The organism is Pseudomonas sp. 13159349 (assembly GCF_013305685.1).
GTDB classification, from domain to species: Bacteria; Pseudomonadota; Gammaproteobacteria; order Pseudomonadales; family Pseudomonadaceae; genus Aquipseudomonas; species Aquipseudomonas asiatica.
In genome coordinates this window covers 43919-59212 of record NZ_CP045553.1, presented here as the reverse complement: position 1 = coordinate 59212, position 15294 = coordinate 43919, and the positions used below count along the sequence as shown (strand labels likewise).

15 protein-coding genes are annotated in these 15294 nt (G+C 54.9%); 6 read left to right on the top strand and 9 right to left on the bottom strand.

Annotated features, from left to right (window positions below):
• Positions 1-12 precede the first annotated feature (12 nt).
• The 3 genes from GEV38_RS00270 to GEV38_RS00260 all read right to left on the bottom strand — a co-directional run bounded on the left by GEV38_RS00270 (position 13) and on the right by GEV38_RS00260 (position 3823).
• Positions 13-1038: a hypothetical protein gene (locus GEV38_RS00270; RefSeq protein WP_011953109.1), complete on the bottom strand. Its 1026-nt coding sequence runs from the start codon at positions 1036-1038 to the stop codon at positions 13-15.
• Positions 1039-1336: 298 nt separating this feature from the next.
• On the bottom strand, positions 1337-2644 hold the full coding sequence (locus GEV38_RS00265; protein ID WP_009395904.1) for an OprO/OprP family phosphate-selective porin: 1308 nt from the start codon (positions 2642-2644) through the stop codon (positions 1337-1339).
• A gap of 210 nt (positions 2645-2854) precedes the next feature.
• Positions 2855-3823: a LysR family transcriptional regulator gene (locus tag GEV38_RS00260; protein WP_011953108.1), complete on the bottom strand. Its 969-nt coding sequence runs from the start codon at positions 3821-3823 to the stop codon at positions 2855-2857.
• A gap of 257 nt (positions 3824-4080) precedes the next feature.
• Between GEV38_RS00260 and GEV38_RS00255 the strand changes: the two genes are divergently transcribed.
• Genes GEV38_RS00255 through GEV38_RS00245 form a run of 3 tightly spaced genes read left to right on the top strand, consistent with a single transcriptional unit; the run spans position 4081 to position 6897 of the window.
• Complete coding sequence (locus GEV38_RS00255; protein WP_010951446.1) at positions 4081-4500, top strand: GtrA family protein; 420 nt, start codon at positions 4081-4083, stop codon at positions 4498-4500.
• The gene (locus GEV38_RS00250; RefSeq protein ID WP_010951445.1) at positions 4466-5449 is read left to right on the top strand and encodes a glycosyltransferase family 2 protein; all 984 of its coding nucleotides are present in this window, start codon (positions 4466-4468) and stop codon (positions 5447-5449) included. The genes GEV38_RS00255 and GEV38_RS00250 overlap by 35 nt, the downstream gene beginning before the upstream one ends.
• Entirely contained in the window at positions 5443-6897 is a 1455-nt protein-coding gene (locus GEV38_RS00245) for a phospholipid carrier-dependent glycosyltransferase (RefSeq protein WP_010951444.1), read from the top strand. The genes GEV38_RS00250 and GEV38_RS00245 overlap by 7 nt, the downstream gene beginning before the upstream one ends.
• Positions 6898-6979: 82 nt before the next feature.
• Here the strand turns inward: GEV38_RS00245 and GEV38_RS00240 are convergent, their stop codons facing one another.
• A complete protein-coding gene (locus GEV38_RS00240) occupies positions 6980-7201 on the bottom strand; it encodes a hypothetical protein (protein WP_010951443.1) in 222 nt (73 codons plus the stop codon).
• Positions 7202-7467: 266 nt separating this feature from the next.
• On the opposite strand from GEV38_RS00240, the gene GEV38_RS00235 reads away from it, so the two are divergent.
• A complete protein-coding gene (locus GEV38_RS00235) occupies positions 7468-8055 on the top strand; it encodes a hypothetical protein (RefSeq protein WP_010951442.1) in 588 nt (195 codons plus the stop codon).
• A gap of 57 nt (positions 8056-8112) precedes the next feature.
• Here GEV38_RS00235 and GEV38_RS00230 read toward each other — a convergent pair whose 3' ends face one another.
• Both GEV38_RS00230 and GEV38_RS00225 read right to left on the bottom strand, forming a co-directional pair.
• Positions 8113-9531: a heavy metal sensor histidine kinase gene (locus GEV38_RS00230; protein WP_011953107.1), complete on the bottom strand. Its 1419-nt coding sequence runs from the start codon at positions 9529-9531 to the stop codon at positions 8113-8115.
• Positions 9528-10202: a heavy metal response regulator transcription factor gene (locus GEV38_RS00225; RefSeq protein WP_003253457.1), complete on the bottom strand. Its 675-nt coding sequence runs from the start codon at positions 10200-10202 to the stop codon at positions 9528-9530. The genes GEV38_RS00230 and GEV38_RS00225 overlap by 4 nt, the downstream gene beginning before the upstream one ends.
• 689 nt (positions 10203-10891) lie before the next feature.
• Here GEV38_RS00225 and GEV38_RS00220 point away from each other — a divergent pair.
• On the top strand, positions 10892-11218 hold the full coding sequence (locus GEV38_RS00220; protein WP_011953106.1) for a DUF2790 domain-containing protein: 327 nt from the start codon (positions 10892-10894) through the stop codon (positions 11216-11218).
• Between the two features lie 32 nt (positions 11219-11250).
• On the opposite strand, the gene GEV38_RS00215 is transcribed toward GEV38_RS00220, so the two are convergent.
• The 3 genes from GEV38_RS00215 to GEV38_RS00205 form a co-directional block, all read right to left on the bottom strand.
• A complete protein-coding gene (locus GEV38_RS00215) occupies positions 11251-11601 on the bottom strand; it encodes a DUF3147 family protein (protein ID WP_011953105.1) in 351 nt (116 codons plus the stop codon).
• A gap of 157 nt (positions 11602-11758) precedes the next feature.
• Positions 11759-12664 carry a cation diffusion facilitator family transporter gene (locus GEV38_RS00210; protein ID WP_010951438.1) on the bottom strand — a complete coding sequence of 302 codons (906 nt, stop codon included), beginning with the start codon at positions 12662-12664 and terminating at the stop codon, positions 11759-11761.
• 54 nt (positions 12665-12718) lie between these two features.
• Positions 12719-13057 (bottom strand): zinc ribbon domain-containing protein, encoded by a 339-nt coding sequence (locus GEV38_RS00205; protein WP_071890582.1) that lies wholly within the window; start codon positions 13055-13057, stop codon positions 12719-12721.
• 490 nt (positions 13058-13547) lie between these two features.
• On the opposite strand from GEV38_RS00205, the gene GEV38_RS00200 reads away from it, so the two are divergent.
• Positions 13548-15245, top strand: coding sequence for a phosphoethanolamine transferase (locus tag GEV38_RS00200; protein ID WP_003298414.1), 1698 nt, complete (start codon positions 13548-13550; stop codon positions 15243-15245).
• Positions 15246-15294: the final 49 nt, after the last annotated feature.

The window sequence follows — 15294 nt, the reverse complement described above, 5'->3', positions numbered from 1 at the left end:
CCGTAAGGAAAATCAGCTATTGAGAGCAGATGACTCGTTTTGGTCACCCGTGCTGCTCGCCTCACCGCATTGGCACTGAGTGGGTACATCCGGGTAGTCGCTGTGATTCTCAATGAACAGCGTTCGGCAGGTTTCGCACCCATAGATCCGGGGCAGGGATTTAAGGCCGCTCGGAAGCACGTCACTCAGAGGCTCGTTATGCCAAGGAGCCCCGTCAAGGATTCTTGAACGCAGGATGTTTCCCAGGCGCCAGGTGTCACTTTGTGCGCGCCAGGACCACATCGGCGCAGAAAGCGAATACTGGATGAAGGTCTCTTGTGACTGCCTGGATAGCGGGTACTTGGGGCGGGTCCAGCCGGAATCGATGATGCTGAACCCCATGCCCATTTCTGCGCTCGGGTGGGTCTTTTCACCAAAGAAACGGTCATGCGTCGCTGGAGCCGTCGCATGATGGTCAGTCGGTGGGAATACCCACAGATAACACTCATCCCGGTTGACCATGCTGATGAGCTCGCTTGGCCCCCGCATGGGGGAATTTGCAGCCAGGGCGAAGCGATCCTTCCACGACATTTTGGGAGGCGGCGCAATACCAGCAGCGATGGCCAACGTGGCAGTCTTGGGGACGAAGCGATCGCCTAGCTCGTTCAGATCCAGGTTCTTGCAGAGAGCCTTGAAGGCCTTTTTGCGAGTCTTCGAGCTGAAGGAGGGGTCAAGGAGCAGGCGAACCTGGTTCACGCCGATTCCCGCAGTTCGTAGCACCTCAATGACTTCTTCAGCCACACCGACTGCTTGAAGATCGGTCAATCCTAAGCACGTTTTCGCCCGCTCGACCGCCGCGTAGAGGTTGTACTGCCGTGTCTCGTTGTCACGACAGACCTGAATTGGCAGCTTGTCTTGGATGGCAACTTGCGGTGCAACGGAGCCGATGGCCGCGTGGAACAGCTGGTGGAGGTGCAGATGAGAGTACGGGCGGCCAGAAGCCGAGAACGAGGCGTGCAGCTGAGCAGCGAGAGGTTGAAGCAGCTTTTTTGCAGACATGACTATCCCCTAATGAGCGACGTTGGGGTAGCTGCGCTTGTAGGGCCGTTAGACGCGAAGCTGGACGTCGAATCAGGTTCAATCATGAATAGGAGTCAGGTTTGATTTGCTTGCACGGCCACCATGCAAAGCCCGACGCGGCAATCACATCAGATTCGCCGAGCTTTGGCAAGAGCGGTCATCGGTAAGCGAAAGCAGGTAGGAGGAGGGCGCTCCATGCTTGATCACCTCCAGAAACAGGAAAGCCGGAAGCACGTTGAGCGCTTCCGGCTTTCTCACGTCAGACTGATGAGAGGGATCAGAAGACGTATTGCAGGCGGGTCACGATGGCATTGCCGCTGTCGTCGCCCACGGTGTTCTCGTTGTTGTCGGTGCGCACGTTGATGTAGTTGGCACTGACTTTCACCGCCTCGTTGACGTACCAGTTCACACCCACCGTGTGGCTCTTGGCCTTGCGCTCGTTCGATTGGTCCGCCGCGGTGACCAGGTTGCCGTCTTCGACCTTGATATCGTCAAAGCGGTAGAAGACTTCCCAGGCCCCCAGTTCCTTGTTCTCTGGTTTGATAGTGTCGAACTTGGCACCATCGAGCTTGTAGATACGCGGCTCGCCGGTCAGGGTGTAAGCCATCTGGGCGTAGTAACCGGAGGCCTTCATGTCGTTGTTGGCCTGGTCAGCTTTCAGCTTGCGGCGAAGGTATTCCGCTTGAACCGAGAACGGGCCGGTGGCCCAGGCACCTTCGAGACCCCAGACCGAGTCGTCCTTCCACAGGCCATCTTGTGCAGCAGCACCGCCAAACAGCATGCGGTTGCCGTTGGTGCCGGCATCGCCGCCGCCATTGGTATCTACACCGCGGACGCCCAGACGCGAACGAATCCGGGTATCGACCGCACTGTTTTTGAGGTCGCGGTAAGCGTACTGAGCACCGACGTGCAGGACGTTGCCATCACTGTGCAGCGGTGCGAACACGCCACGTACGTTGTAGCGCTTGGTGCTGTCGCCATCCGAGTTGTTATTGGTTTCGCTGAAAACGCTACCGGAAACATAAGCCATGTCAGCGATGGTGCTGGTGGCTTGAACACCCATGCCGGCGTTGTCGTTGATCCAGTCCGCCAGGTCGTACGAGAGGTTCCGCTCCATGGCGGTGGTCCACTTCGAACTGGTGGCTTTCTCAAGACCGAAGTCGGTGTAGAAACGGCCAAAGCGCAGTTGCACCGGCTTGAAACCCGTGTAGGTCAGGCTGGCTTCGTCGAAGTAGCCGTCGGAGTCGTTGCCCGTGTTGCGGGAAAGGTCGTAGTTGAGCTGATACTTCCAGTCGCGGTACAGCACGCCACCGAGCTCAAGGTAGGCGCGACGGAAGTAGCCTGCGTCAGCGGTATCGCCATTCTTGGTGAAGACACCATCGAAACGGCCGTAGTCGGCCTGAACTCGGCCGCCCAGTTTGAAACTGAATTCCTTGTCAGAAGTCGATACTTCAAGACCGCCCTTGGTCTTCAGAACGATGTCAGCTCCGTCAGTGGTTACTGTTCCGGAGAATGCTTGCGAGGAAAATGTGCCTATTATTGCGGCAGCCAACAGCTTTTCCCGCATGTTCGAAGAACGGATCATTGCTTGCCTCTCGTATGTTAAGTGCTTAGCTACCGACGTTATATTTCGCCCTGCGCCGGCCTAAATTTATCTTGCAGATGGGAGCAGGCCACGGTTGTCACCCGCTGTAACAAGATGCCTTTGTTCTAAGCACTCTGACTAGGTTGCAAGCGAATATGACAGTTGTGTTTCTGTAGTGTTAACGGAGGAGTTTGAAACCTAACAAAACTGTTACCGAACAAGCCAGTCCTTCTTATCAAAGAAGCTCTTCTTGATCAATCTTCGAATTTCCAAAACCTGCGGATTGCGGACAAGCTTCGTTTTGATAACAAGATAGACATCTTTCTCCTCCAGGTCGTCCAGGAAACCCGGCACGGGTAGGATATTTCTCTCCAGTTTTCGGCTGTAGTCGGGCAGCACTCCAATACACGCACCGCCAACGACAAGGCCTCGTGATAGGTTGTAGCTCTTGACCCGAGTGGTACCGCCCTGATGCTCAGCCATTATCGATGCCCACTTTCGTGAGCCCGCCAAGATCTCTTCATCCCAAGGGACAACGAGCATGAAGTTGTGCAAATCCAAGCTCTCCACTGGAAGGGTGACGCTTCTTGAATAGCGGCTGGAAATGAACAGGGCGTGCCCAATCCGGCCAAGCCTTTCAAACCTATACGTAGGATGGCGATCAAGCGCGCCTTTATCATCTGGGCTCACCAAAGCGATACCCACATCGACTTCACACTCAGAAAGCATCTGCGTTGTGCATTCTGAATGGATTTCCAGCTGCATTTCGGCATGATCACGCACGTAGGCGACTAGATCGCGGTTTACGATGTCGTTCAGCACTGGCTCTGTGATCGCGATGGTAAGCCTGGGGACTTCCTTTTCACCGGACTTGCCAAGGCCGTCTGGGCCGAAGAGCTGGCACAGGTAATGGCTGACCCTCTCGCCTGTGCGGGTCAGGGCAAGCTTGTTGTGTTTGTAGACAAACACGGGAGCACCAATGTGCTCTTCCAGTTTCTCCAAGCGTTTCCGCAGGCCTACCACTGGCACATTGAGCCCTCGGGCAGCCTGTTTGAAACTGGCACAACGTGCTGTTGCGAAAAACTCTACGGCCAGCTGATCATCAATTGGCAAATCATCCAATATGTCAGGGCTGTAAGGAACAACGCTGCTTGTATATGTTTCATTTTGTGTAACCATTAGGTCCCCCTTAATTCGGGGAATCTATCTCAATGCCACCCGGTGTTTCCTTATCTTGTCAACATTGTAATCCACGGGTCATGCATGCGTTATCGGAAGGCTTTTATTTCGAAAGCGTAATTTTCAGGCAATCCCTCTGATATTGTAGCGTGCTAGCCTAGTGCGCCGACTTGTTACTTACCATATATAGATTCGGCTAATTACGCATTTACATTTAGTTCACTATTTTTTCACCTTTGCCTCCATAGGCTTTGGGCATGGAAAATCAAACCCCACCTCTTACTACCTTACTGATTCGTTATCTGGGGATCGGCTTCATAGCAACGGGAGTCCATTATGCGGTGTTCCTATTGCTGGTTACGACAGAATTCGTTACTCCGTTACTGGCCAGTATCTGTGGCGGCATGGTTGGCGCAATCGCGAGCTTCATTGGAAATAGGGCGCTCTGTTTTGTGGCAGATGGCTCTCGTAAGTTTCAGCCTGTCAGGTTTGCACTGGTCGCGTTAACCACAAACTTCGGCAATGGCGTGGGTATGTGGTTCCTCATCAAGTCGAATCTGTCACCGCTCATCTCCCAAGTCGTAGTGACCTTAAGCCTCACTGCACTTGGATTCATTGCACATCGTTTTTGGACATTCAATCATGCAGACATTACATCGCTTTCCCGAGCGCCCTGATCCCTTGTTAACCATCGTGGTCCCTTGCTTCCAGGAAGAGGAAACCATCCCCGAGTTCCACCAGCGAATCACCCGCGTGGTGAAGCGCTTACCCGTCTCCTGCGAAATCCTCTATGTCGACGACGGCAGTAATGACCGGACGGCCGACATTCTTCGCCACTATCAGGATGGGTCATCTGTACGTTGCCTGTCCCTGAGTCGCAACTTCGGCAAAGAGGCTGCACTGAGCGCCGGGATAGACCATGCCCGTGGCAGTGCGCTGATCTTCATTGATGTCGACCTGCAGGATCCACCAGAGCTCATCGCGGCCATGGTGGACTACTGGCAACGCGGCTACGACGTGGTGAACATGCAGCGCAACCTGAGAATCGGTGATTCGTGGTTCAAGCGCATGAGTGCCCGGGCTTACTACTGGGTCATGCAGCGCCTGGTGGAGAAGGTGGACATGCCGGCCGATGTCAGCGATTTCCGATTGATTGGGCCTGCGCCGCTGGCAGCCCTGCGGGCCCTGGATGAACGCTCCAGGATTCTCAAAGGCATGATCGGCTGGGTAGGCTTTCGTACCATCGAACTGCCCTACAATCGCACTGTTCGCCATGCCGGGAGCACCAAATGGAATGCAGCTGGCCTGTTCAATCTGGCCATCGAGAGCATCGTCAGCTTCTCTCGCAAACCACTGCGCATTTTCAGCCTCATCAGTTTCGGTCTTTTCGTCTCCAGCATCTGCTACATGCTTGCGTCGCTTGTGGCAGGCAGTTTCGACATCCATCACCTGATCGTCGGAATGGCTTCATTCATGTGCGTCGGTGTCGCCATGGTGGGGGAGTACCTGGGCGTGACACTCGCGGAAGTGAAGCGCCGGCCTCTCTATTTCCTGAAGCACAGCAACAAGGCAGATCCCGTGTCACTCCACCCTTCGATGGCTTCGATCGAGGGTAAGAAATGCTGAACCTGAAGAACGAGAGGACGCTGTGGTGGGTCCTGGGTTCGATTTTGCTATTGCGTTTGGTGGGGCTGGGCATCTACCCGCTGATGGACACATCTGAGGCCCGTTACGCTGAAATGGCTCGCAAGATGGTCGAGTTGAATGACTGGATCACGCCCATGTTCGACTACGGGGTACCGTTCTGGGGCAAGCCTCCGTTGTCCTTCTGGACCCAGGCCGCGAGCATGACGGTCTTCGGCGTTAACGAGTTCGCTGCGCGCTTCCCAGCGTGGCTACTCCACCTGGCAAGCTGTTTCATCATCATCAAACTCGGCACGCAGCAGATTTCTCGTAACGCCGGCATCTGGGCTGCCATTATTTTTTCCAGCACCACACTTGGCCTGGTCTCCAGCGGTGTTGTGCTGACTGACCCTGTTTTGTCGTTCTCGATTCTGCTGGCCAGCTACGGTTTCTGGCGTTGGATGAAGTGCGCCAGCAAGGCGGATGCCTACCTGATGTTCGCAGGTCTCGGGCTGGGCTTGCTTGCCAAAGGGCCGCTGACCCTGGTGCTTATGGGGGCGCCGGCATTCGCCTGGTTCGTTATCTACAAGGAATGGGGACGGGTACTGAGGCTTCCCTGGATTAGCGGCCTTGTACTCATGTTCGGTATATCCGTGCCATGGTATGTCGCGGCCGAGATGAAAACGCCCGGCTTCATGGAGTACTTCTTCGTTGGTGAGCACTGGAGCCGCTACGTCGTCAGTAACTGGGCAGGGGACCTCTATGGTAGTGCTCATGCCAAGCCGTACGGCAGCATCTGGATCCAGCTCGGATTGTCGCTACTGCCATGGGCCTTGTTTCTACCACTGTTGATCCGCAAGCGTGGATCGATGCAGCGCTTCAAAGCCTACCTCTGGCTGTGGGCCTTGGCGACACCGGTCTTCTTCACATTTGCAGGCAACATTCTGTGGACCTACCTGCTACCCGCGCTGCCAGCGTGGGCATTGCTGCTGTCTGCACGGGTCAGCGAAGTTGGCCCGAAGACCACCTGGGCTGCCGCTGCGAGCGCATTGGTGTTGCCAATCATCGGTGCGGGCATCATCTACGCCGGGGTACTAGAGGAGCGCCCTCAGAATCAGCGGGATGTGGTTCAAGCCTGGCTCAATGTGCAGTCTGCTCATTCCGCTCCCCTGATCTATCCTGGCCGCCGCTCATACTCGTCGGAGTTTTACAGCAGCGGGAAGTCCGAGAACATCAAGGATCCTGCCAAGTGGCCGCGGGATGGCTCGTTCTATCTGTCCAGGCGCTTGCGAGACAGCAAGGATGGTCTGCCCGCTGATCTAGCTTGCACATCGATCACCGAAGCGAACGCCAGCCAGCTCCTGCTGTGCCATTGGAAACGCCCCGCACAAGGTGCCGAGGGTCTGGCCGGAGAAAGCAATGCGGAAACGCCTCGCAAGAACGAAGGCTAAATTCCAAGCACAAAAAAGCCAGGTTTTACCCTGGCTTTTTTGTCGATTTCTTTCGTCATTTGAAGTCCTATTTAACCGCCGATTAATTGTCGGCTTGTTCCTTACCATCCTTGCTTTCTTTCTTTTGCTCTTGAGCGACTTGTTGTTTGTTCTGGTCCGAAGAGTCATCGCTCCATAGGCGAGCCTGTTCGGTTCGGAAGTTCTCGTTGAACTGTTTCGTTCGCTCGAAGCCGCCTTCAGCGTAAGCGGTACCCATGAGACCCAGCAGCAGGCTGCCAATAGCGATAGATTTGACAAATTTCATTGTGAACCTCGGTTCATACTAGGCCAACCTGATTAGCGGCCTTTGTTGGTTTGTAGTTTAGGAACGCGAAGCTAACGACAAGGTGAGTCAATAATTACAATTCCGTAATTTTGGCTGCAGATAGGATGCGTTAAATCTTCAAATCTGGAAGGATCATGTCTATCTCGGCACTGTCGAGGGCGACTTCGAATTTTCTCTTAAATTACAATTTTGATATCTAGCGCGTTAATTCAGCGCGGCGTTGTTGGCCGCCCTAGGAGATAGCCATGAATGACATAGAGCCCTGGGCAGTTGCTATCGGTGACTTTCGCCGCTGCACTGAAAAACTCACTGTCCAGCTCGATGAGCTGACCTCGCAGACGCGCACCTCCAGCGCTGTTCTGGAGAGGTCGAACGAACTGGTGGAGCAGGTGGACGCTGTCGGCCGGCAGATTCAGGAGGAGGTGCGAAAGGCGGAGAAGGCTTGGTCGAACGCGGAGGAGGTTGCCTTGCGCGCCGCTGCATCAGCGTATTCAGCTGCATGCCGCGGAGTCGACACCGCCATCCAGCCACTGATCTCGGAGCTTACAGCAGCGACAAAGGCGGCGGACGCCTCTATCCAGGAGCTCAAGCGGGCACCGGTGCTGGCCAAGCGTTATGTGATGGTGGTCGCCACGGCGTTCTTCATTCTGGCGCTGATCTGTGTCTACTCGACCATGCGCCTGATCGATGCCGCCGGCAGCGTAAGTGCTCAAGAGAAAGTGAATGCTCAGTACTTCTCACACCTGTGGAAAAACGCCAATCCTGACGAACAGAAGATTATTAAGTCGGTGATTCTGCGGTCGCCCATGGACCCTGTGGTCCTTCGGCACTGATGCATTGAGGCAAACAAAAGGCCCGTCGATTGACGGGCCTAATCGTGTCTGCGCAATTTAAGCGGCGGTCATTGCCGGCTGCATTTGCTGGGCTTCCGGAAAGTGAAGGTGGAACCAGGTGAAGTTTTCTTCGGTCACCTCCACGCTCGCCGATCCCTGGTGCAGACTCATGATCGACTGCACAATGGCCAAGCCAAGACCGGTACCGCCTTCGCTCCGTGCTCGGCTCTTGTCCACACGGTAGAACCGCTCAAACAAGTGCGCGTGGTGTTCCTTGGCAATACCACGGCCGGGGTTGCCGACACTCAACGTCGTACCGCTCGCACTATGCTGCACCTTAACGTAGACCGTGCGGCCGCGAGGGCAGTAACGGATCGCGTTCGAGACCAGATTCGAGACGGCACGTTGAACCATCAGGCGATTCCCGCGCACCACGTCATCACTGCCGGAGATCTGCAGCTGAATCTCGCCTTCTTCTGCTGAAATGCTGAAGAGCTCGCACACTCGCTGAACCTCGTCGACCAAGGAGACGGATTCGAACTCCACCATTGATGCTGGATGACTGACCTGGGCCAAGAACAGCATGTCGGAAACCATGCGGCTCATGCGGTCCAGCTCTTCTGTGCACGACTCCAGAACCTCCCGGTACTCGGAAAGCGATCGTTCTCTGGTCAAGGCAACCTGGGCCTTGCCCATCAGGTTGGAAAGCGGTGCTCGAAGTTCGTGAGCAAGGTCGTCAGAAAACTGCGAGAGCTGCTGAACCCCATCATCCAGGCGAGCCAGCATGATGTTGATGCCGTCGGCGAGCATTTTGAGTTCTGCCGGCATCCCATCAGTTGGAAGGCGATGGTCGAGGCTCTCGGTTGAGATTTTCGAGGCGATCTTGAGGAACTTGGTCAGTGGTAGCAGGCCTCTGCGCACAGTCCACCAGCCAATGGCCAAGATCAGTGCGAGGATGACGGGGGACATCATCAAGGCCCAGGTCAGCAACGCATCGAGCAGCGCCTCACTGGATGACTGGTCCATGGTCATATAGACGCTGACCTCTGTTCCATCGCCCAAACGCATGATTCGAGAAGCACTCAGCAGAGGACGGTCCTGCGTATCACGCCATTCGTGCTCTTTGGGCTGGGCCGCCGGCTGAAACTTGTGCACCTCCAGATTGACCTGTTTCGAGCCAATCGAGAGCAGGGGAGTCTGATTCTGTGAGGTATCGAATATGCTCACATACAGGTTGTTGTGGCCCATGACCAAATCGACAAGCTGATGCGCATCCGCGTTGACGCCGGAGATGTCCGGGATGGTGGACAGGTTGTGAGCCATCCCCGCCATCTTTACTTCCAGGTCTGCTCTGGCATTTCTTTCCAGAGCCTTGCCTACCATCAGATAGCCAAAGGTGGCGAACAGAAGCAGCAACGCTGCGCTCATCAACCCAACTTTTAACCCCAGCTTTGCAGCCAGGCTGAATGGCCTCATGCGCGTTCCTCAAAAACGTACCCAACGCCACGAAGCGTGTGAATGAGCTTGGTTTCAAACGGGTCATCGATCTTCGAGCGCAAGCGCCGGATGGCTACATCGATGACATTGGTGTCGCAATCGAAATTCATATCCCAGACCAACGAGATGATCTGAGAGCGAGTCAGCGCTTCGCCCGTTCGGCTCATGAGCAGGTGCAGAAGCGCAAATTCCTTGGTGGTGAGATCGATGCGTGTGCCACCGCGGAAGACGCGATGGCGGACGGAGTCGAGTTCCAGATCGGCAATTTTCAGCGAGCTCTTCTCGACTAACTCATCACCACGGCGTTGCAGCGAACGGATGCGAGCAAGCAGCTCAGGGAATTCGAATGGCTTCACAAGGTAGTCATCCGCGCCGCCGTCCAAGCCCTTGAGCTTGTCATTGATGCGTCCGCGGGCGGTCAGCATGATGATGCGGACCCGGCTGGTCTTACGGATGGTTTCCAGCAGGTCCCAGCCGTCGATACCCGGGAGGTTCACGTCCAGGAGGACCAACGAATAGACATTAGTGTTGAACAAGTGCAGAGCATCTACACCGTTGTGCACGATATCTACGACATACCCGCTTTCGGATAGGCCCTGCTGAAGATATTCGGCAGTTTTAATTTCGTCTTCCACAACTAGAACGCGCATAACTTATCTCAAGGTGTGAGGAAGGAGTTGGCCTAATCCGCCAAGATTATGGTTGCAGGCTGTTCGAAAGTTTGGCTGAGGGTATGGCATGTGGTAGTCGCTACCTCTGTCCATACGCCGGGTCACCTGAGGACGCTTGAATCTTAACGCGAAGAAGCTGGCCGCGGCGAAATCCTACAAATTTGTAATGTAGCCGCAAGATTTCTGACAGTCATGCAGGCTCCACCCCTAAGCATAGCGGATTCTGGGGCCTGCGGCGGTGTATGACAGATTCGCCTGGCAGGTGGAATCGGCCAGGACAGGCAGCATTTCGGTCGTTAGCTTGCAAGGACTGGTACTGGCCTTGGATCGAGGGCGCCACGCAGGCAGACCCCATGCACGGCCGCAAACCGCAGCGCCTTTCTGCAAATTAGTTCACGTGGCGGCTCGATATTCTCTCGAATAATTATCTTACAATCTATTACATGTCCAAATTGTAATTGCCCGATCATCTTGGTGTTAGCCTCCTTTGCTAGTTTAAGGGCAGCGGAAGAGGCATCGCTGCTTTGGAAATTGTCTCATTTCAAAGCAGCTTGGCAAGAGCACCGAGCAGTTGTTCGCGCCAGTGCATTCACCTGTAAACCATACGCTCCTTTGGTAGGTGAATTTTAGCGCCCCCCTACGGGCGCTTTTTTATTAAGGGACTTCTTATGAACACTACTGTATCAGCGATCGCCGTGTTTTTGCTCTTTACATCACTAACAGCCAATGCCCAAAGCGGTATGGAGATCAATAAACGCATCGAGCGTACTGCTAGAGAGGCTACAGCGGATTATGCTCAACGCGTAAAAAAGCCCATGCCTCAACTAGAAGACTACGCCTATGGCATGGACCTGGACGTTGGTAAGTTGGTGTATGTATCACCCAGTGTGCGGTACTGCGGTAATGTAAGAAGCATGATGACCTACGAAGACTCGAAAGGCGAACTGCACATGGTTCGCTACCTGGTGAAGGGCGAGTGTGTTAATAGCCGTTAAGACTCATCAAGATGATCCCTGCGGCCACCGGATCATAGAAGCTCAATGCCGAACCGGCGCAGCAGTATGGCGAAGCCTCCGAAGCTGGCCATTGTGATGAGGATGCTGCTGATCAGTGTCGGCCAAAAGCCGAGCTTAGGTAGCAGCAATGGAAAAGCAATAAACATCGGTAGGGTCGGAAGCACGTACCAGAACGTGTACCAAGCATGGTTGGAGATCTTCTCCATGCTCTGGTTCTCTAAATAGAGCCAGACCAACGTCACGACCGTGACCAAGGGTAGGGCGGCGACCAAGCCGCCCAGCTTGTCGCTGCGTTTCGCCAGCTCTGACACGAGAATCACTATACCGGCAGTGAGTAGGTACTTCGTGATGATCCAGGCCATCGCTGAGCCTTCTGGAGGTTGTTGACGAGGGCAGGCGAAGCCATTCACCAACCCCCTTGAAGCGCTCCTGCCGTTTACGGCATCCCTCACCGCATTTTTTTTGCAACATCACCCTCAGCCAGGAGGGTGATGTGTTTGCATGGTGTTTACCGATCGGTCAGTGCGAGGGTGAGGGAACGCTCTCGTGGAAAGCTGCCCGCTCGATCTGGATGGTGCAGTGATGGATTTCGAATGCATCGCTGACAGCATCCACGACGGCCGCCAACACAGCATCCCCATCTGCAGAATCCCGAACCACTACGTGCGACGTCATCACGTTACTGCCACTGCTGACAGCCCACACGTGCAAGTCATGAACGTCCGTCACGCCATCTACTCCGAGGATGGTGGCCTCGATTGCCGTAACGTCGAGCCCCCTCGGGACACCCTCCATGAGGATCCCCAGGCTTTCGCGAAGCAACTGCCACGTCCGCGGCAGAACCCAAAGGCCGATCGCCACAGCGACAATCGTGTCGACCCAGGTCCAGCCGGTGAAGCGGATGATAAGTGCCGCGATGATTACGCCAAGCGAGCCGAGCATGTCGCTCCAAACTTCGAGGTAGGCTCCTTTGACGTTGAGGCTTTCGTTGCTCGCAGATGCCAGAAGGCGCATCGAAATTAGGTTGATGATCAGGCCGGCGATTGCGATCCACATCATCGCTCCGGTAGCGATCTCCGCCGGCATGAAGAAGCGCTGGTAGGCCTCATACAAGATGTACATCGCCACCAGGAAGAGCAGCACGGCGTTGAACGTCGAAGCCAGAATTTCCAGGCGCGCATAGCCGAAGGTTCTTTTCTGATCCGCCGGCCGCTTGGCTATCTGAAGTGCAATCAGTGAGATCGCCAAGGCGGCAGTATCTGTGAACATGTGAGATGCGTCCGACAGCAGCGCCAGGCTGCCGGTAATCCACGCACCGATCACTTCTGCAATCATGAAGCTGCCAGTCAAGCCGAGCGCCATGATTAGCTTCTTCTGATGCCCCTCGCGTACTGCAGCGCTGCCATGGTCATGATTTGAACCCACGTATTTCTCCTTGCGCAGGGTTGTGGTCTCGTTGGCCTTCCTGTCTACCTAGCCTTAGAGCGTCGCTTGGCCACAGTGACTGCAAAATCTTGCTCCTGCACTCAGCAGCGAGCCGCAGGCGGTGCAACCACTCGATAGCGGTGTTCCGCAGTTTAGACAAAAGCGTGCTGACGGATCGTTGGCCGTCCGGCACTGCCTGCAGCCCTGCAGATCTTTGATGGGGGCAGGAGTGGGAGGGCGCCCGCCGTCATACACCTGATTACCGCCGTCGCAGCCCTGCTGCCGGCCATGGCGATCATATTGCTCGGCCCCATGTCCCCCGCTGTGGTGCTTGCCTCCACCGTGGTTTCCACGGCCATGGTGCCCGCCCAGGATGTTTTTGAAAAAGCTCATGGTATTCGCCCCTCATTGATGGGTGACATATTAACGAGCAAAAGTTGAAAATAATATTCTGCTCGCGAGAAAGACTTGTAAGTTGAATTGAAAGTTCAAAATTAGCCTACGACAAAACGAAACCGTTTTGTTTGTGAAATTAAATTTATCTAGCTGAGCGGAGCATTGCTTTTGGTGGGTAGTATCCCCCTAATTTTGATCATAGCGTGATCAATGACAATCAAAACAGCAGTAATTGGATTTCTGTCAGCATTGTAATCCCGAGGTCATCGTGTCGTTATCAGGTCCCGGAAATAATGCGCTCAGCGAGATTCATTTCTCTTTTTATCCCTATGCCTCACACATACTAAGCGTCCCCAACGCCTAGGGGCCTAAGGCCTCTGACGCTCCGCACATTGCGCAATCGCTCAGCATCTGTCGACGGTTTGCCTTGTAGCTCCCGCTAACTCCATAGCTACCGCCATGGATAAGCAGCTTCCAGAGTTTGATAATGACACCTTCCAAATCCATTGTTCACACCCTGTTAAGCAAATGGATCTTTGCTATTCGCAATGCGCGGCAGAAAGGCATCAGTACTAATTTGCTAATCGGCCTGGTGACTTTTTGGTTACTGCTATTCGCGAACGCTGAGCTCTGGAACGTGCTCTGGAAGCTGGTATTCAAAACCGATGAAGTGAACTGGCAGCTAGCGGCTAGCCTCCCAGTCATAGTATTCGCATGGGTGTTTACCGTTCTGAGCTTGCTGTCATGGGGGCGGCTGGCCAAACCCATACTGTGCCTGGTACTGATCAGCGCGTCTTTTGCGAGTTACTTCATGAATGCCTACGGCATCGTGATCGATTACACAATGTTCACCAACGTTGTGGAGACCGACGTCGCTGAGGCAACCGAGCTGCTGAATTGGAAGCTCGGTCTTTGGGTCGCAATGGTTGGGGTGTTGCCCGTCTACCTGATTGCCCGGGTTCCCCTCCGGCGCAAGCCTTGGGCCAAAGCTTTGGTCAGCAGGTTCATTGCTCTGTCGCTCGCTCTGTTGACCTTATCTGGCATCGCGTTGAGTCAGTACCAGTCGTATGCCTCCTTGCTGCGCAACAATCGGGAGATCCGGCTGATTCTGGTACCTACCAACTTGTTTGCGGCTGGCCATGGGTACCTGAAGCGTCAGCTGGCCTCACCTAAAACGCTGACGGCCATTGGTACTGATGCGGTAGTTAATCGACAGGGTGCGGCTCGTAAACCCAGGCTGCTGGTACTGGCAGTAGGAGAGACCGCTCGCTCCGCCAACTTCTCCCTCAACGGCTACTCCCGTGAAACGAATCCGGAACTAGAAAAGCGAAATGTCATTAGCTTCACGAACGTGAGCTCCTGCGGTACCGCTACCGCGGTCTCGCTGCCATGCATGTTCCTGGACGTGGGTAAGGCCCAGTACAAAGATGGCTTGGCCAAGAGCCGAGAAGGGCTGCTCGACGTGCTTCAACGCGCTGGCATCAGTGTCATGTGGACTGACAACAACTCGGGGTGCAAAGGGGTCTGCGACAGGGTTCCCAACCACAAGGCTGCCTCTCACGCGGATTCCCAACTGTGCACCAGCGAGGAGTGTAAGGACGGGGTGCTGCTCACGGAGATGCAAGACTTCATCAAGCGCCAGGAAGGCGATGCTGTCCTGGTGCTCCACTACAAAGGCAGTCACGGCCCGGCCTACTACAAGCGCTACCCCTCGCAATTCAAGAAATTCGCACCGGTGTGCGAGACCAACGAGCTCGACAAATGTAAGCAGGAGGAGGTGGTCAATGCCTACGACAACTCAATCCTCTACACCGATTATGTGACTGCAAATCTCATCGATATCCTGGCGGCCAACACCAAGTTCGACACTGCGCTGATGTACGTTTCGGACCACGGCGAATCGCTGGGGGAGGGTGGGCTCTATCTACACGGGCTGCCTTACGCGATGGCTCCTGACGAGCAAACAAAGGTGCCGTTGGTACTTTGGATGTCTGACTCGCTCGCGAAGAGCGAAAAGGTCAACGTGGGTTGTTTGAAAGCTCAAACCACGTCACCGCTGAGCCACGACAACCTGTTCCACACCGTGCTCGGCATGATGAACGTCCAGACGTCTTCGTATCGCTCAGCGCTGGATTTCACTGCCCCTTGTAAGCCCTTTGTCGGAGGCTCTTATTCTGGCCTCTGAATGTTCGATGTGGACCGGATCATCGGCCAGGCGGTTCTGCACCAGCCTG

Excerpts from the sequence above, each read along its gene's own strand:
- GEV38_RS00270 (WP_011953109.1), bottom strand. The coding sequence starts at position 1,038 with ATGTCTGCAAAAAAGCTGCTTCAACCTCTCGCTGCTCAGCTGCACGCC.
- GEV38_RS00265 (WP_009395904.1), bottom strand. The coding sequence starts at position 2,644 with ATGATCCGTTCTTCGAACATGCGGGAAAAGCTGTTGGCTGCCGCAATA.
- GEV38_RS00260 (WP_011953108.1), bottom strand. The coding sequence starts at position 3,823 with ATGGTTACACAAAATGAAACATATACAAGCAGCGTTGTTCCTTACAGC.
- GEV38_RS00255 (WP_010951446.1), top strand. The coding sequence starts at position 4,081 with ATGGAAAATCAAACCCCACCTCTTACTACCTTACTGATTCGTTATCTG.
- GEV38_RS00250 (WP_010951445.1), top strand. The coding sequence starts at position 4,466 with ATGCAGACATTACATCGCTTTCCCGAGCGCCCTGATCCCTTGTTAACC.
- GEV38_RS00245 (WP_010951444.1), top strand. The coding sequence starts at position 5,443 with ATGCTGAACCTGAAGAACGAGAGGACGCTGTGGTGGGTCCTGGGTTCG.
- GEV38_RS00240 (WP_010951443.1), bottom strand. The coding sequence starts at position 7,201 with ATGAAATTTGTCAAATCTATCGCTATTGGCAGCCTGCTGCTGGGTCTC.
- GEV38_RS00235 (WP_010951442.1), top strand. The coding sequence starts at position 7,468 with ATGAATGACATAGAGCCCTGGGCAGTTGCTATCGGTGACTTTCGCCGC.
- GEV38_RS00230 (WP_011953107.1), bottom strand. The coding sequence starts at position 9,531 with ATGAGGCCATTCAGCCTGGCTGCAAAGCTGGGGTTAAAAGTTGGGTTG.
- GEV38_RS00225 (WP_003253457.1), bottom strand. The coding sequence starts at position 10,202 with ATGCGCGTTCTAGTTGTGGAAGACGAAATTAAAACTGCCGAATATCTT.
- GEV38_RS00220 (WP_011953106.1), top strand. The coding sequence starts at position 10,892 with ATGAACACTACTGTATCAGCGATCGCCGTGTTTTTGCTCTTTACATCA.
- GEV38_RS00215 (WP_011953105.1), bottom strand. The coding sequence starts at position 11,601 with ATGGCCTGGATCATCACGAAGTACCTACTCACTGCCGGTATAGTGATT.
- GEV38_RS00205 (WP_071890582.1), bottom strand. The coding sequence starts at position 13,057 with ATGAGCTTTTTCAAAAACATCCTGGGCGGGCACCATGGCCGTGGAAAC.
- GEV38_RS00200 (WP_003298414.1), top strand. The coding sequence starts at position 13,548 with ATGACACCTTCCAAATCCATTGTTCACACCCTGTTAAGCAAATGGATC.